This window comes from Aeoliella mucimassa (genome assembly GCF_007748035.1).
GTDB lineage: Bacteria > Planctomycetota > Planctomycetia > Pirellulales > Lacipirellulaceae > Aeoliella > Aeoliella mucimassa.
On the sequence record NZ_CP036278.1, the window covers coordinates 5708548 to 5725018 of the forward strand.

Below are 16471 nucleotides of genomic sequence, written 5' to 3' on the forward strand. Positions count from 1 at the left end.
GCATTAGGCTAGCGCTGGTTGGAAAATTATAGAACGTTACAGCGGGATGATGCTACCGAACGCCTGGGTTCCGGTATCAATCGCCGTAATTCAGGGCCAAATAGGCCAGAAAAAGCAGCCAAGCGGCCACGCAGGCCGCCGCTAGCGTGATTTGCCACTTGCGTGCTATGGGAGGGGCCCAACGCTCAGGCGTGGCAGGAGCTTCGTCCACACTAGCGGTGTTGGGTTGCTTGGTTGATTTTTTCCGCCGACTCACCCCTAGATCCCCCGTTTGGGGTCGTAAGCACTGAATTTGAACTCTTGGCGGAACGCCTGATCGAAGTCGTAGACGTTTTCAAAGTCCTCGCGACGATCGTGCTCGGTCTTTTTCATCTTCTTGATATCGATCAAGTTGAACACGATATTGCCGAAGTCGCCGGTGCTACGAATTCCCCAGTCGGCCAGCACTGCCCGGGCCATCAGCCCGTACTGTTCCAAGGCAAACTGACGGATCGCTTCGCAGAGGTCTTGTCCCGACACGTGATGCTCGATCTGGTCTTCCAGATTCTCGAAGTCTTCCAGGTCGGTCGGTTCCTCGGGCGCGTACGGTTTTCCCATGTCGAGCCGGGTTTGTCCGTAGTGCAGTGCATCGAACACGAACAAGTAAGCGTCGAACTTGTACCGCTTGTCCCTTTCCAATAGGTCGACCATGGGGTCGCCGGGGTCTAGCATCGACTTACTCATAACAGCAGCTGATTAATTGGGCGGATCGAAAATTAGGAAGGGCTATTTGTATTCTAACACCGAGAGTTCCGTTGAGGCCAATGCCGAAGCATGGAATTCTGCGGGGAAAGCCCAACTCACTCTTCTTCGGAACTATCGGCAGCAGGCGGCGGCGGCGAAGGTTTCGACTGCTTCGGTTTAGGTTTTCCGCCCCCCTTGGGTTTGGGGATCACGGTCAAAACCTCCGAAGCGTCGATCATCACTCGCCGCATGTCTTCGGTCTCCACTAACAATTGGCCGGCAAGAATCTCTTGCGACAGCACTTTCGACCGGCCTTTGTCGGTAATCACGCTCGAGCCGATCGGCGGCAACTCGCGGCGGAGGTCTTGGTAGGTATCGTACTCGTATCGCAGGCAGCATTTCAAACGCCCGCAGCGACCCGAAATCTTGGTCGGATCGAGGGTGGCCTTCTGCAGCTTAGCCATTTTCATGCTAACGGGTGGCATTTCCGATAGATGGGTGTTGCAACACACCGGCTTGCCGCAGTCGCCGTAGTCGGCCAGCAGCTTGGCTTCGTCTCGCACGCCAATTTGGCGCATTTCGATGCGAGTCTGAAACTCGGTGGCCAGCACTTTGACCAGCTCGCGGAAATCGACCCGCTCTTCGGCCAGGTAGTAGACGATGACCCGCTCGCCGCCGTACAGGTGCTCGACGTCGACAAGCTGCATGTTCAGTCCGAGTTCGGCAATGCGTTTGCCGCAGGCTTCGAACTCTTGCCGCTGTTGACCGAGCATGCGAAAGATCTCGCGACGATCGTCTTCGGTCTGTTCGCGAATGATCGATCCACGAAAGGGATCCTTGAGCTGAGCCAGCGCCTGCTCGGTCGCTTCGCTCAGAACCTCGCCCGACTCCATGCCGCGCCCGGTGCGGGCAATTACCTGCGTGCCCCGGCGATAGTCGCTCGTCCCCTTGGCAGAGAAGACGCCCAGGTTGCGCATCGAACCGTAGCGGACAATGTACTTCGGCATACGACTTTCGCAGGAAAAATAGGAGTCGGAAACAACGTTGAAATCAGCTTATTAGCATACCGCGATCCGGCGATTGGGGCTAGCTCGGCGGTCGAAACGGCTCGGCAGTTCGCGAAGCGGTCCCAGCGACCACTAACCAGGCGGCCAGCTCAGACTCCGTCCGCCAAGCAGGTGGAAATGCAGGTGATCGACCGATTGCCCGCCATCGCGACCACAATTCACTACCACCCGGTACCCGTCGCCAAGCTCGAGTTCAGCGGCCAGCTTGCGGATGATCATCCACAGATGGCCCATGAGCGCCTGGTCGGCCTCTTCTAGTTGATCGATCGACTCGATGGGCTTCTTGGGAATCACCAGCACATGGGTCGGCGCCTGGGGGGCGACGTCGTGGAAAGCCAGGCACTGGTCGTCTTCGTGGACAATCTTGGCCGGGATTTCCTTGTTGATGATCTTAGTGAAGATAGTTTCGGCCATGAATCCTGGACTCCTGCAGGGGAAAAGGTTCGGGCTGCCCTGGGAGGATGGCGTCGTCTGGTGCGGTAGGGCAGGGGGCGACGGCTCACTCGGCGTTGGGCGTCACTCCAGCAGAACATGCTTGGAAACGAGCGTCAATCGGCAGTTTCGGCCGCGTCATGTTCCTCGGTCGATGGAGATCCAAGCTGGGTAAGCGCGATCGCCTCGTCGGGCACCAGCACCGGAATACCATCGAGCACCAGGTAGGCGAGCGATGCGGTGCGGCAAACCAGGGCTGCAGCGGGCTCGCGGGTCACCAGGTCGCCAGCTCGGTTGACGAGTCGCGACTCGGCAATGGCCTGACGCAGCGCTGCCAATTCGGGCTCTGGCATCCACTCAAGCACTCCAGCGGAGGCAGGGCAGCGAAGGTGCGCGATGGCGACGGGGTGATCCATGCTAGCTAACTGGTGGGGCTGGCGGCGGGGGAGAGAAAAAACGCAAAAACGGCAACCAGCGCTAAACCATGTTGTCGCTTTGCGTTGGATCATTTTGACGCATGATCCGGCCGCTTGCTAGCGTGCTGGCAGGTGATGCTGGGTAACCGAATCGGCCGATATTCGCCTAAGTGCACCTTCGGCCGGCTGTCTGTTGCGAGCCATGCGTCGAAGGTGCCAGAGGTACGTCCCCCAATACTCGATTATCCAAGGAGGGAAATCGGGCCATGTGTCACCGCACCATCGCTACTTCGCTTGCTTCGCTCGTGCTGTTGTCGCTCGCCTCGATGGCTGGCGCGCAATCCACCACGAAAATTGTTACCGGTGCCGACGGACAGTCGTACCGCGAAACACGCACGGTCACCCAACAGCTTGTGCCGTCCACCGAGTACCAGACCCGTCAGGAGCAGGTGCTCACTCCGCAGACCACCACCACGTACCAAACCTATCAGCAGACGTACCTCACGCCGGTCACGGAGTACCGCTGGGTCTCTCGCCGGCGGGGCATGCTGAATCCGTTTGTCGAGCCGTACTGGACACACGAGCTCGAGCCCTTCACCCGTTGGGAATCGAAGCCGGTTACTACCCAAGTGCCGATTACCAACACGCAGTGGGTCGCGGGGACGCGGACCGTGCAAACGCCGATCACCACGTACAAATCGGTGCCGACCGAAACCATCGTCAAGGTTCCAGTGTCGGCTCCTCAGAGCACAGTGCCTTCGCTATCGCCGAGCACGCAGCCGGCTACGGCCATTGCCAGCCAGCCGGTTCGTTCGCTCCCGATCGGGGGAGTGCAGCAAATGCAGAGCGATCCGCCACGTACTGCCGCTGGTTGGAATACCGTGGGCGGCAGCCGCTATCGTTAGGCGGTTCAGCTTACGGTGCGGCGACGGCGACGTTTCGGCGTTGCCGAAGCACTCCATTCCTTCGTGAGGGTTTCGAACACTTCAGGCGATTCGTAACGCACGATGCCCTTGCTCTCGGGCATAGGGCCGATCAAACCGCGAAATACCGGCATGCCTCGCAGTGACAGGTCGGTGCTGCAGTCGTCGATTCCGATCTGCGCGTGCATTTTGAGCACCGAGTCGGTATGCGTGTAATCCTTCGTGCGAATCTCGCCGTTGCTGCCGCGAGTAACGATGCGGATGGTCGGTTCCATAGGGGGATTGGCTCGGAAACGGGGACGGGAGGGGGGAGGATACCCCTTACTTCGTCCGCGACCGCCCTACAAGCTGAGCCAGGCCGAACCTGCCTGTCGTGACGGGAGTCATGCTATCATCCGCTACATCCAGCGCGGGGGGTGCGGCCGTTAAATCCGGCCCCGGTTCGTGCGGGTACTGCGGAACATAGCAATTATTCGTGCCTGGGGAAGCCGCCTCCCTCGCTTGCCTGAGGCCGAAAAGCCCGGTAAACTTGCACGTTCGAGCAATGGCTCCCCGAAAGGGGGTGCCAAGGTGCTTGAGGAGGGTATGCGAATGGCTAGCAGACTGATTCGAAATCAGTTGCCCCGCAAGGGGTTGAGGGTTCGAGTCCCTTGCCCTCCGCTCTAAAGATCCCGGCGAGCTACGGCTCGCCGGGATCTTCTTTTGTGCATCGCCCATCCGGCTCCCAGTAGTACTCTGCGGACTACCCTCGCTGCCAGCCGAACGAGAAGAGTTCGTTCAAGGCTTCGGCCAACTGTTCTTCGGTGCCAAAGTAGATGCGCATTTCGCACGCGATGAGCAGTACGATGGCTGCACTCAGCAGCAGGGCTGCTGGGGGATGCGGGGCGGACGACACCCCCCGCAAATTGGCCCTCAGCTGCTTGGCCAGGCGATGCCAGCCTTCGATGCTCTGATGCGGGCCGCTCGATACGAGCGACGTGTTGCGGAACAGGGCGAAGCCGTCGATGTGCAGTTGCACGCCGATGCGGGGCAAGCACAAGCAGTCGCCCGCCCAGCGGAACGAAGCATCGACCACGCTAGCCGCTTCGGAGAGCAGCGGTCGCAGTTCGTCGGGCGTGATGTTGTAGACCACTAGGCGAGGTCTCGAGATCATCGCAGCCAGTGTTACCCACAGCAGGTACAAAGCAAGCAGCACGAACCAGATGTAATTCAAGAACTGAGCGGTCGCCAGCTCAGGGCGGAACAGCTCGATCGGTCCCACGAACACCAAACCGGTCAGGCCGAGGCCGAGGGCGAAGATCTCGCTGGCACCACTCGTGACGATGGGTTTCCGGCGGCAATTCGTCAGGCCCATCACCAGCAAGTAAGCGGCCAATGGAACGAAGGCGATCGCGAAGCGAATGGGGTCAAAATTGCTCAAGGTTCTAGCGATACGTAGTGATCAGCGGGCAGTGACAAAACATAAATTCGTTGACTAGTCTTTCTCGTGCTGCTTGCGGAATTCCTGTAGCTCGGCTTCGAGCTTGGCTTCCAACGAGGCCGTTTCGCGCCGCGAGCGACGGAGCCGCAGTTGGGTGGCAAAGCTATCTACCAACGCCAGCATGAAGATCCAGCCGCACAGCACGACCAGTACCAGCACATACAGTGTAAAAAGCAACGGCTCGCGTGGCACGATGGGCTTCACGATCAGCAGCAGGGCAATCACCCCGATCGCCCCGCTGGCTCGCATCCGCCGCAGGTACTGGGCGCGGGCGGCGCGTTGGTCTCTGTTATCGATCGAGTCGCTGTGCTTTGCCTCGAGCCAGGTTCGGCGATGCTGGTCGAGCATCAAACCCGAGATTACCAGCAACAGAAGTGCGAACACAGGCAGCAACATAGGATCAATCGGCTTTGCGAAATCTTACGTGGAGGGAAGCGAAGTTACTTGCTCTCGGCCGGTTGCGACTTGAGCCATTCCAGCAGCACCCAACTGACCTTGGCAAGAGACTCGCCGGAGCAGTTCTGCGGGATATCCTGCTCGGTGTGCCAGTAAGCTCCGGGCGCACCGAAGGGGACATCGGGGTAGTCGGCGTCGATGATATCGCAGCTCGGGATCTTAGCGATTTGGTTCAATGGAATGTGATCGTCGCGGATAAAGCCATCGGTGCGGCGTCGCTTCGTGCGGGGGACGAACTCGTCGACTCCCAACCGAGCGGCGGTCTGCCAGATCTCCATCACCAGCGGGCGGCAATACTGCAGGCTGTACTTCTCTTGCAGCAGTTCCAGCTCGGCGTCGCCGACCATGTCGAGCAGCACTCCCCAGCGATACTTGTAAGCAGGTGGCTTTTGTTTGTACTGGTTCGCAAAGTAGCTGCTGCCCCAGAAGTACTCCCCTCGCCGGCGACCATAGTCGTCTTCAAACAGCATCTCTTCGGCATCGAACATCACCATGTCGACACCGACTTCGAGCTTGGTATCTGCCAGATGGTTCCCCAATTCCATCAGCACGGCAACTCCGCTCGCTCCGTCGTTCGCACCGACAAACACCCCTTCCCGTCGTCGGCGTGGATTCGGGTCGCGATCGGGCAGCGGTCGGGTATCGTAGTGAGCACAGAGCAGCACGCGTTCTTTTGCTTCCGGTTGCCATTCGACTATCAGGTTCACGCAGTCGATCTGCTGCCTGGTAATCGGGTGCGGCATTTTGAACTCCTGCTCTCGCACGGTGGCGCCGAGCGATTCGAAGAGCTTGGCGATCATCGCCCGCTGGCGGAGCATGCCGGCGCTGCCGCTGTAGCGTGGTCCAAACGCGCACATCTGAGTCAGGTAGCTCATCGCCCGCTCGGCATCCATGGGATTGGTTGCCTTGGTCGTCGCGACGGTTGGCGTCGCTGGGGTGGGCGTTCGTTTGACCACCGGCTTCATTTCGGCCGGCGTCTTGCCAGCTGTTTTGCTATCGTTGCAGCCGGCGAGTGCAGTGACCATCAGGCACGCACAGGCGAGCAGCAGCGTTGTCGGGCGGTTACTAGTGAGGGTTGCGTTCATCCCTAGCATTGTAGCGCCCAACCCCTGGCAAAGCGACCCGGCTTACCGAGCGAAACAAGGCAAACCACCGCGTCTAGGGATCGGTCGCCACCGCTTTACCGCCGGCCGGCGTTGGTTCCCCTTCGGGGCGATTCGCCAACCGTGGGGTGGGCCCCAGGATTTGGGCCAGGGTTTGATGCAGATTCTTGCCCCGCAGATTCATATGGATCACGTTGCCCTCCTGATCGACCAAGATGGCCCGGGGGATGGTGTTAATCGCATATTTGCTGGCCAGCGGGTGATTCCAATGGCTCGAGTCGTCGCTGCTCACCGTCTCGCTTTGATTGTAAATCACCGGCCAGGGAATTTTGCGATCGGCCACAAACGTGCGAACCGCTTCCTGGTTCGTGTCGAGGCTGACTCCGATCACCTCGAAGCCGCGATCATGGTAAGCGTTGTAGGCAGTTTTGATGTTGCTGACTTCGCCGGTCGAGGGGCGAGACCAGGTGGCCCAAAAGCCCACGAGCACCACTTTGCCGCGGTAATCCTGCCAGTCGAGTTGGTCGCCAGAGAGTAACTCTCCCTCGACCTCCAGCGCGTTGCCTGGGAGCTTGAGCCGACGAGCCACCCCTTCGAGCCAAGGTAGGTGGGCGGTGATGCTCGCGTTCGGCGAATTGGCAAGCTGGGGAAGCAGTTGCTCGATGACTTCGGCCACCTTCGTCGCATCTGGCGACTCGGCAACCGTGTCGGCTAGCTTCAGCAGCAGGGCCAGGTCGTGCTCGTCGGCCTGGGGAGCTTCGATGCCGCTGCGAACCTCGGCGATAATCGCCTGGCGGTCTTGGTCGCAAAGGTGCTGCCAGGCGTCGAGCTGGCGATCGAGTTGCGTGTAACGGGCAAACGCCTGCAACCGCGGGGCGGGATCGTTCGCCACGTTCGACAGGAACGCATCGAGCTTGTGCCCCGATTCCTTCACGCCTAGCAGTCGCAAGCGGTGCAAGAACTTCACCCGCAAGCTGGCCGCTAGCAACCGCTGCTGGTCGCTCGCTTCTTGCGAGGCGAAGATCCGCTGGGCGGCCATGTCGAGCGATTGGTTCATCCGGCGAAGGTCGAGCACCGACCGAGGCCGCATGTGAACCGGGCCGGTCTGGATGTAGCCTAGTAGGTCGTCGACCGATCCCTCGGGAACTTCGTACGGGTCCCGCGAGGAGTTCGTGGTTGCTTTGGCCGGGGTCGGCTCATCGGCCTGCTCGGCCGACTTCGGTTCGACCGCACTGGCTATCGCTGCTGACAGACAGCTGCCGAGTGGTACTGCGAGCAGTAACGCAAAAATACGCCATTGCGAGTTTTGCATGGTCATGGAACGCGCCCGTCGAGACAGTAACATCAAGCCACCAAGGGATCGCCGACGAAAAATGCGGCGATTCCAAGCTGCGAATGGTGCAATCCAGGTAGGGGGTCGCCAGCGACTCCATTGGTGCGTGGCCGACCTGAGGGGTGGGAGAGACACAGCCGTGCGTCTCGGGTGGCAGCTACCACCTCGCTTGCTGCCATTCGGTGAATTTAACGCTGGACGACTCATCGGTCAATTCATAACTAAATCGCAAGATGAAAAACGGTTCAGAATTGCGCAGGAATTCGAACAAGTAGTCGACGGGTTCCCCCATTTGGTTTACCGATGTTGCTGCTCGTCAAGTTGTCTAGTTTCGCCAACTCCCCTCAGGGAGCCAGTTTCCCACAAGCGGGTTTCCACTCAGAGCGATAGTTTCCCATCGGTGAGCAAATAGATTCCCACCGCTTGCGAATAGATTCCCAATTTACCCACCGATGGGAAAATTGAATCTCCACGCACTCTACAAACCCCGTGGTTTTCGCGCTCGAATAGATTCCCATTCCCCAAAACGCATCGAGTGGGAATCTATTCGAGCCGTGGGAATCTATCGCAAGTCGTTTACCACTAACAAGTTGCATCAACACCTCCGGGATAGTTGCCCAAAATAGATTCCCATGGGTGGGTAACTATTCTGGAAGGAGTCAGGAAACAGGATTCGGGGGCCAGGGGAGTTTGGGATTTATGATTTCTGAATGGTGATTTCTGACTTGGGGATGTCATCTTGAAGGAGCTTCCAGCGACTGAAAGATCTCAGCTAGCCACTTCGAACGCACTACCAACGCGTAAGCCGTAGGATGCGGTCCAGGAGCGACAGCGACGCAGCCCCATCACCCACACGCGCAGCAGCGAACGCCCACGCCGGCAAACCTTCGCCTGCGCGTCGCCAGTAATCCGATATTTAGACAAGCATCACATTTTATTCACCTCCAATCACTAAAAAGCCAACAGCCGATAGCCGACAGCCAACGACTACCTGTTCATTGGAACACCATAGGTGGCCATTTTCCAGCGAAAACTGGAGCATTAAGAAAAATCGTTTAGCCCTCGACTTTACCCTCCGTTTGCGGAGGGTCGGCCTCTCAGGGCCGGGGAGGTGGGAAGCGGAGAACGGCACGACAATCGAGCCAGAATGGCAGGGAGGTACCGAGCCCGCGGAGCAACAGGGTAGCACCGACAGCTGGGCGCACCACGCATTGCCACTCCGCAAAACGCAACACGCCCAGTTGTCGGTGGGCGAAGCCCAAGAGGCTATCCCATCCGTGATGATCGGTGTTCATCCGTGGCTAGAACAAAACCGCTACCCACGTCCTAGACGACGCACTACCGCCGATCAGTGGTTTGGGGGTCGTAGCTGCTCAGTTCTTCGAGTGTCGCGACGCCACACACCAAGCATCCAACGCACTGCTGGTCATTGGGTAACGTGGCGGATCATCATCAAGCCGTTGCTACTGCCATGCGATCTGGAAAGGCCGTCCGCGACAAGCCAGCAGTGGCACCGGAAAAGTGGACGTCGTGGAAACGTAATCCCGGTGCACCGGATACTCGGTCAGCTACTTGCTAGAAATGTGCACCACTTTAAAAGAGAGGGGTCCTTCGGGAACCTCGAGATCATCCGGTATTTTGTAGATTGCTACGAATGGATCTCCGACAGATTCGGGGTGTTCATAATCCCTTAGATAAACAATAGCCCCAGCCAGCGGACCTTCCTTGATACGGACATTAAGACTGTAGCCGCCTTGCAAAGTACTCTCCCCAAGGCGAGTTATCCCTACGATATAGAGACTATCTTTACGGATGGGGAGCTTCACGCCAGTCGGTTGAGGTGGAATACGGCGTTCAAGTGGTAGCTCTCCCTCTTCGTATCGCGGGAGCGGAACCTTCGTCATGAAGAACAAGGTGCTCACTTCGCCATTGACTAGTGTCGTATACCCATTCGGTGTCTCGGGTAACTTAACCTTCGAACCACGAATCACTTGCAGATCGATTTGGCCACCATTTTCCTTCCAACGATCATCGATAAGATCATAATCAGAAGCAACAAAGTCTCTTGGATCCGACGGTCCCCAAGATAAAAACGGGCGGGAAACGTTGGTTTGTCGACCTAACCACAGAGCAAACGAGTTTTGCTGTGGATCAGGCTCCTGCTGCGGCTCTTCGCCGCTGGAGATAGCGGAAGTGCCGCAAGCGTAAAGCAGGGCCAACAACAAAGCAGCGGTCGAACGTCTTATGGGATTCATGGCCTCGTCCCCTTGTCTACCCGTTAAAGCGACATCGGTGAAACACTGGTAGATCCATCGTATCACAGAGTTGCAGAGATTAGCACTACTTTGTAGCCAACTCTCCGCGTGCCACGGGCTTCGCCCGTGAGGATAACTCCGTTGGATCACTACCATTGGCAGCGTGTTCCTCGGAGCAGTACAGTCCTCACACACTCTAACAGGTCACCCGGCAAACCATCCCGCAGCAAACACTGGCGGAGCCCATTACTGTCCGGAGTTCGGTTCTTTGCATTCCGGGAGTGTTGCGCGGCGTCTTATGATTGCATGGATTGGCTTACGCGATCAAGACTCGCCGCCTTTTTCCTTTCACATTGCGCAGGCGGCAGCGTGAGAATCGCGGCCGAGTGGCAGCGTCTCTAAGTCGATTGCTGTTTCTTTTTCTCGCTCCGCCGCGCGGCCGACTGCCGGGCCAGTTCGTTCTGACGTTCTCGCTCGCGGAGGATCGGCAGGATCTCTTCCAGGGTTGCCGCCCCGCGGCCGACCTGTCCCATTAGGGCGAACAGGTACTTGCTCGGTCGATAACCGGTGTGCAGGTACATCAGCAACACGGCAATGACCGCCACGTAGAAGTGCGTTTGCACCCCTTCGCTTGCGTGGCTGATCAAGTGTCCGAAGTTCGCAGAGCTCTTCAGCCACCGAAAGAACAGTTCTACTTGCCAACGATAGCGATACAGCATGGCAATCACGTGCGCCGGTACATCGAGCAGGTTGGTGATCAACCGCAGTTGCGACGGTTTTCCCTTTTCTTCGCAAGCGACGATGACTTCGCGAAGCTGCACTCGGGGAACTCGATGTCGGCTCGGATTCGAAGACTTGAAATGTCCCACTCCATCGCTGAGCACGCCGGCCGCTTTGTCTTTTTCGGTGAGTTCGCGACTTTTCACTTCCCGCAGCGTGGGCGAATTGCCCCCCGCTGGGCGATAACGAGCCACGAAGTGCGATTGCAACGCGTGTGTGTCGTCGTAGTGCGCTGCCAAGAGCGCGAAACTCATGAAGCCGCGGTCGTACAGATAGATACGACCGGGCTGCAACCGTTCGATGGCTGAATCGGCCTCGCTCTGGCCAGGGGATGGAATGACGATTGCCTCGGGAAGCCACGTGCTCACCGGCAAATGGACATCCACCCGCGCTCGATGCTTCTTCGCCCCATGATTGTTCGTATTGCACATGGCCCAGGCGACTTCGGCCACGGCCGGGAGAAACGTGCCATCGACGGCCACGGTCTGCTGGAGCAGTTCGTCGAGATCGTCGTCACCTATCGATTGCCGTTTTGACTTGCGGGCAAGTTGCCGGCGGAGGGCATCGAGAATCGGCTGCAATCGCTCGGGGTCGGCCAGTTGATTGAAGTCTGAGAGCGTACTTCTAGTGATCTTGCGAATCGAAAGGTGTTTCTGAGCCTGTACCGTTTGGCTGAAATCTTCGATGGTTCGCAAACTGCGGATGGTGGGATTGAAGAACGCCAGCAGGTAGGCTACGAACACGTCATCGAGAAATAACTTGCGATTACCGTGGGCGTCTTCCGAGCGGAGTTGTTTGAGAAACTTCTCCAAAAGCCGGACATACTTCCCCCCAATGACCTGCTCGGGCCACACTGGTAGCTCGTCTTTAGCAACTCGCTGGGAAGGCATGGACTATGTCGTACCACACCACTCCCCACCGCGCAAGTTCAGAATCGGTTAAGATTAATTCCGGACAGTAATGGGCGGAGCCAGTGGCACCCGGGGGTGTTCCGATCGCTTGGCGATTCATTCCGCCATCAGCAATCCGAACTCTGCATTCCATTCATTCGCTGCCCCAGCGTTTGGTGAGTCCGTTGTCGACCTCCAGTTGGTCGAGAATGCGGGCGACGATGAAGTCGACCAGATCCTTGACCGTCTCGACGCCTTGATAGAAGCCGGGCGAGGCGGGCAGCACGATGGCACCGGCCTCGGTCGCGCGGCGCATGTTGTCGATCGCTGGCAGCGACAGGGGCGTTTCGCGGGGCATCAGCACCAGCCGGCGGCGCTCCTTCAGGTGTACTTCAGCCGCGCGTTGAATCAAATTGCCCGCCATGCCGGCCGCACCCGCGGGCGAGCGGGCGTCAGCATGCAGGACTTCAACGAATCGCGGGCCATCCGCGCGTTTCGCTTCGAGGTACCCCGACAACTATTGCCATTGGATCCCCCCAGCCGCCCGGCGATGTTCGGGCGACTAGTTTGCCATACGCTTTATGAGTCGTGGAAGATAATGGTCGGCGTGCTACTTATCTGCATCTTTTTGACCTGCATGTTCGAGCTGTATCGTCGCGAGTTCGGCGTGCACTTTGGCGCCATCTTGCCGATTGCCATCCTGTTTTTGCCAGGGCTTTGCGGGGCGATGGTGTTTCGCACCGAACAGCGTCACAACCAGTATCGCTTCCTGGCCGAGCACGCCGGCCGGCCCCGACTAGTGTGGTTCACTCGTCTTTCGATCTGGACTGGGTATCTGGTCCTGGTGCTAGTGATGACTCTCGGCGTGTTCTATTTCAACCTGGGTAGCCAGGTGGTCGGCAGCCTGTCGCAGGCGATCGACTCGTCTGGAGCATCGCAAGCGATGGGGTACTACGGGGAAGAAGCAACTGAGCTCGGTGCCACGGAACGGTTCGTCGATTTCCTGTGGTGGGGAATGTTGAATGTATTGCTCGCCAGCTTCACCGCGTTTGCGGCGGGGCAATTGATTTCGATCCTGCTGAAGAGCGAGATCCTCGCGGCCGGAAGCTCGATGTTCGCCAGCATTCTAGTGATCGGATTAGCCAGCATGGTTGTCTGCTGGCGATTGCCGCTGTTCTGGATCTACTTGCCGATTATCCTTGGCTTGCTGGCGGCCAGCTTCGCGCGACTGCCGGAGCGACTGGTCGATAGAAACCGCCCAGTGCATTGGGGGCTTGTTGCTACGCTGGCGATTGGTTCGATCGCGCTAGTGCTCTGCTCGATCCCCTCCATTCGCTACCAACAAGTCGACTCGGCCATGAAGAGTGCCTGCCAGGTCGACCTTGCGGTCTGGCCTGCCGACAGGAAGCAGGGCCCCATGGGCGATGCACCTCAACTGATGCCTGCAGCGGCCTACTATCGGCAGAGCTTGGCGAACTCCGACAAAACCGCAACCGAGTTGCGAAGTGCGTTAAGCGAACTACTCAACGCGGGGCGCTCGACGGAGGAAAAGCCTGACATTGAGAACCATGTTTGGCTTCAGGAATCGCAAGCGGGCATCGAGAAACTAGTGGAGCTCTCCCGCGAGCCATTGGAAAGTTCACGGCCGGTGGACGCCGACCTGAAGACGATTGTTCGCGTGATCGAAGCCGACTTTGAGCGGCTACTCGACAATGGCGATTTGGATGCAGCTCGCGATCGGGCGATGGCGAGCATTCGTTTCCGGGTGAATCTGGAGACCGATCGGCGAAACAGCAAGTTGCTCGAGCAGTGGATCGCCGCGCCGGGGCAGAGCGCGTCGCGATTAAAAGTTGCGGCCGCCATGCTGGCCGAGATCGAACAACAGTTGCCCAAGGCCGAAGATCGCGTGCTGGCTGCATACATCGAAGCGGCTCAGTCCTACGAGCTGCGTGATCCAATGCAGTACAGTCCGAAAACGGTGGCCTTTGAAACCGCGGCCTCTCTCGACCGCTTGCCTGGGGAACACGCCCGCGGAGAGCAGGCCCTGAAGGTGCTTGCCGAACTCGCCCTGCGCCGGGTGCGACTCGCCGAGCGGTTGACTGGTGAGGCAACCAGCTTCTATGTGCAACCAGCTTTCCGAGCGAGCCCACCTCCCCATGGAGAGTTGGCTATGACACTTGCTTTGAACCAAACTAGGCTCGTCGAGAGTCACCGACTAGCAAGCAGCAGTTACTTGGCAACGGGTTACTGGTATGGCAGCGATAGTTTGACAAGCGTGCTGTTACAAGACTTTGCGGCCAAGACTTATCTTCGTTTGGAGCAGTGCCGCATGGCATTGGTCGCTTACCGACTCGACCATGGCAGCTACCCCGAAAGTCTACGAGACCTGAACCCCAACTACCTGCCGGCAGGTGTTCCGCTTGAGGTTATCGGTGGCCAATCTTTTGGCTACGAACCGAATGGGTTTGCTGCTCCTGTAGTGGTAAGCAGTTCCAACCAAGCGGTATGGGGAGACTTTGTTGCGATGGCTGGCGAGCCAGTGATCTGGAGCGCCGGCCTGTCGAACTTCACTCCCTATGAAAACTGGACTCATTTCGCGCCGGATAGCCCCGAAGAGGACCTCGGCGGTTACGCAGTAGAATTCGATAGCAGGGGAGTCAAGCAGGTAAGCATGCGAGTAACCCACTTCACGTGGGATGGATACTACTACGCAGGCGACGAATTGCAGCTACTAACGCTGCCGACGCTCGACGCTTCGCAGGATTCCGAAGACTCTAGTTCCAACGACGAAGACAAACCCTAGTCGCCTTATGTGGTTTCAACGGAAGCCCAAGCATCGCTTCGTGGCGGGCGGATCAATCAACAGTCACCACATGGGTGTTTGTTAATGCGGCAACTCCACGCTCGCGGTTAGTGGCAAACTGCCGGGGGATGGCTTGCCTCGTGTTTGCCGTAACCTAGCTTTTCGCAACCCGAATGACGTCCACAGAGCCGCCCACCAAGCGTTATGGAAAAAGCACGAGTCACGCCTGTGAACGAAGAACGCTTCTTTGAACCGCATGAATTGTTCTTCTCGCTTACCGATCCCAAAGGGGTGATCCGGTACGGCAACGACGTATTCACGCGCATTGCTGCTTACGACGAAGCAGAACTGATCGGCGCGCCGCACAACATCATTCGCCATCCCGATATGCCGAGGGCGGCTTTCAAGCTGCTGTGGGACTATCTGCAATCGGACAGGACAATTGCCGCCTATGTAAAAAACATGGCGAAGGATGGCCGGTACTACTGGGTGGTCGCGACCGCCATGCCGTGCAAAGGGGGCTATCTGTCGGTGCGTCTAAAGCCGAGCAGCCCACTCTTTGAAGTGGTACAGAAGATGTACCACAGAACGCTGCAAGTCGAGAAGCAATGCGAAGAGGAAACCGGCAATCGCAAGCTGGCGATCGAACGCGGGGTGAAGCATCTGCTCGCGGAAGTGAAAGCCGCGGGGTTCGATAGCTACGAATCGTTCATGAGCGAGATGCTGGCCGCCGAACTCTCTTCGCGAGCGGAGTTACTAAGAGCAAGTGGTTACACCGCCAAGCGATCGATCGACAGCAGTGGACGTCGTGGCATTCGACAGCTCGAAAGCACGTGCCGTTTGATTGGCACGATGATTGGTAAGTTGTTCAAGTCGGTTGACGATTTTCGGCGGCTGGAAAAACAGCTGGCCGCCAAATACGACGACATCCAAAAGCTCGGTATGACACTGCATCTGCTCTCGATCAACGCTAGCATTGCAGCATCGCGGCTTGGCTCTCAAGGTGCAGTACTTGGCGCAGTGGCCGACGCGTTGAGCGATATGTCGAAGCAAATGGAAGTGTCCATCAACCATCGGGCTAGTCGACTCGGCCCACTGCAGGAAGCCTGCGGCAAGCTGGTATTCGGCATTGCCGTCGCGATGTTCGAGGCCGAAGTCGCCTGCGACTTTGCCATCGAGCTGCAGACCTCGACCGATACCTGCCATAACGCGACTGTGCTGGAGAGCCTCGACGCGATGGTCGACGAGTTCGAGAATCGCTGCCGCGACGTGATCGTCGGGATGAGGGCGTCGGGCGAGGAGATCTCGCGGACGCGTCGCGAAGTTCGGGAACTGGTGAATCGATTCATCGAAATGAAGGCCATCCAAATCAACGGCAAGGCCGAAGCGGCCAACAGCGGAGCTAATAGCGAGTTCTCGGTGATTTTCGACGAAGTCGCCAAACTGGTCGACAAAGGTCGCGATGATAGCGACCAACTCCTCACGGTGCTCATTGCTTGCACCGATCGAGTGCGTGAGTTCGATAAGCTCTCGCTCTCTTTCGAGTTCGAGCTCGATGCGCTGCAAAAATCGCTCGCCATGGTCAACGAGGACCGCCTGCAACTGGCCGCGGTCTAGTCACCCAACTGGGGTACTTTCTCGCTAAGTTCAGTGAGCGACGGGCACTTCGGGCCCCCGCGCGGCTGCTGGCACTCTCGCGGCAAAAATATCTGGCGAAAAATCTTCTCTTTTCGCAGTCCGCTGGTGCTTAAATCGACTCTAACTAGTTAGAAGCGACCACCCATCGGGCGTTTTGGCCCGCTGCTGACCG

16 protein-coding genes and 1 tRNA gene are annotated in these 16471 nt (G+C 58.2%); 4 read left to right on the forward strand and 13 right to left on the reverse strand.

Translation table 11 applies throughout. The features are described from left to right. Window positions 1-258 precede the first annotated feature (258 nt). The 4 genes from Pan181_RS22445 to Pan181_RS22460 all read right to left on the reverse strand — a co-directional run bounded on the left by Pan181_RS22445 (window position 259) and on the right by Pan181_RS22460 (window position 2638). Window positions 259-711, reverse strand: a complete 453-nt coding sequence (locus tag Pan181_RS22445) for a Minf_1886 family protein (RefSeq protein WP_231943674.1) — start codon at window positions 709-711, stop codon at window positions 259-261. 128 nt (window positions 712-839) lie between these two features. Further along, window positions 840-1730, reverse strand: a complete 891-nt coding sequence (locus Pan181_RS22450; RefSeq protein WP_145250470.1) for a PSP1 domain-containing protein — start codon at window positions 1728-1730, stop codon at window positions 840-842. A 132-nt stretch (window positions 1731-1862) separates the two neighbouring features. After that, a complete protein-coding gene (locus Pan181_RS22455) occupies window positions 1863-2204 on the reverse strand; it encodes a histidine triad nucleotide-binding protein (protein WP_145250473.1) in 342 nt (113 codons plus the stop codon). Window positions 2205-2338: 134 nt separating this feature from the next. Beyond that, window positions 2339-2638 carry a Trm112 family protein gene (locus Pan181_RS22460; RefSeq protein ID WP_145250477.1) on the reverse strand — a complete coding sequence of 100 codons (300 nt, stop codon included), beginning with the start codon at window positions 2636-2638 and terminating at the stop codon, window positions 2339-2341. Window positions 2639-2904: 266 nt separating this feature from the next. Between Pan181_RS22460 and Pan181_RS22465 the strand changes: the two genes are divergently transcribed. Further along, window positions 2905-3543 carry a hypothetical protein gene (locus tag Pan181_RS22465; RefSeq protein ID WP_145250480.1) on the forward strand — a complete coding sequence of 213 codons (639 nt, stop codon included), beginning with the start codon at window positions 2905-2907 and terminating at the stop codon, window positions 3541-3543. 5 nt (window positions 3544-3548) lie between these two features. On the opposite strand, the gene Pan181_RS22470 is transcribed toward Pan181_RS22465, so the two are convergent. Then, a complete protein-coding gene (locus Pan181_RS22470; RefSeq protein WP_145250483.1) occupies window positions 3549-3836 on the reverse strand; it encodes a hypothetical protein in 288 nt (95 codons plus the stop codon). A 303-nt stretch (window positions 3837-4139) separates the two neighbouring features. Here Pan181_RS22470 and Pan181_RS22475 point away from each other — a divergent pair. Further along, window positions 4140-4221 (forward strand) — tRNA-Ser (locus Pan181_RS22475). A gap of 82 nt (window positions 4222-4303) precedes the next feature. Here the strand turns inward: Pan181_RS22475 and Pan181_RS22480 are convergent. The 8 genes from Pan181_RS22480 to Pan181_RS22510 all read right to left on the reverse strand — a co-directional run bounded on the left by Pan181_RS22480 (window position 4304) and on the right by Pan181_RS22510 (window position 12270). Further along, the gene (locus tag Pan181_RS22480; RefSeq protein WP_145250486.1) at window positions 4304-4981 is read right to left on the reverse strand and encodes a hypothetical protein; all 678 of its coding nucleotides are present in this window, start codon (window positions 4979-4981) and stop codon (window positions 4304-4306) included. Between the two features lie 54 nt (window positions 4982-5035). Next, window positions 5036-5437, reverse strand: a complete 402-nt coding sequence (locus Pan181_RS22485) for a hypothetical protein (protein WP_145250488.1) — start codon at window positions 5435-5437, stop codon at window positions 5036-5038. 44 nt (window positions 5438-5481) lie between these two features. Beyond that, window positions 5482-6582 (reverse strand): M28 family peptidase, encoded by a 1101-nt coding sequence (locus Pan181_RS22490; RefSeq protein WP_197528606.1) that lies wholly within the window; start codon window positions 6580-6582, stop codon window positions 5482-5484. 73 nt (window positions 6583-6655) lie between these two features. Further along, a complete protein-coding gene (locus Pan181_RS22495) occupies window positions 6656-7918 on the reverse strand; it encodes a peroxiredoxin family protein (RefSeq protein WP_197528607.1) in 1263 nt (420 codons plus the stop codon). Window positions 7919-8701: 783 nt separating this feature from the next. Beyond that, entirely contained in the window at window positions 8702-8857 is a 156-nt protein-coding gene (locus Pan181_RS26335; protein ID WP_197528608.1) for a hypothetical protein, read from the reverse strand. A 644-nt stretch (window positions 8858-9501) separates the two neighbouring features. Next, the gene (locus Pan181_RS22500; protein WP_145250498.1) at window positions 9502-10188 is read right to left on the reverse strand and encodes a hypothetical protein; all 687 of its coding nucleotides are present in this window, start codon (window positions 10186-10188) and stop codon (window positions 9502-9504) included. A 398-nt stretch (window positions 10189-10586) separates the two neighbouring features. Further along, window positions 10587-11858 carry an IS4 family transposase gene (locus Pan181_RS22505; RefSeq protein WP_145245135.1) on the reverse strand — a complete coding sequence of 424 codons (1272 nt, stop codon included), beginning with the start codon at window positions 11856-11858 and terminating at the stop codon, window positions 10587-10589. Between the two features lie 154 nt (window positions 11859-12012). Then, on the reverse strand, window positions 12013-12270 hold the full coding sequence (locus Pan181_RS22510; protein ID WP_197528609.1) for a flavoprotein: 258 nt from the start codon (window positions 12268-12270) through the stop codon (window positions 12013-12015). Between Pan181_RS22510 and Pan181_RS22515 the strand changes: the two genes are divergently transcribed. Both Pan181_RS22515 and Pan181_RS22520 read left to right on the forward strand, forming a co-directional pair. Beyond that, on the forward strand, window positions 12262-14661 hold the full coding sequence (locus tag Pan181_RS22515; protein ID WP_197528610.1) for a hypothetical protein: 2400 nt from the start codon (window positions 12262-12264) through the stop codon (window positions 14659-14661). The genes Pan181_RS22510 and Pan181_RS22515 overlap by 9 nt on opposite strands. A gap of 204 nt (window positions 14662-14865) precedes the next feature. Then, a complete protein-coding gene (locus Pan181_RS22520) occupies window positions 14866-16278 on the forward strand; it encodes a PAS domain-containing protein (RefSeq protein ID WP_145250506.1) in 1413 nt (470 codons plus the stop codon). Window positions 16279-16471: the final 193 nt, after the last annotated feature.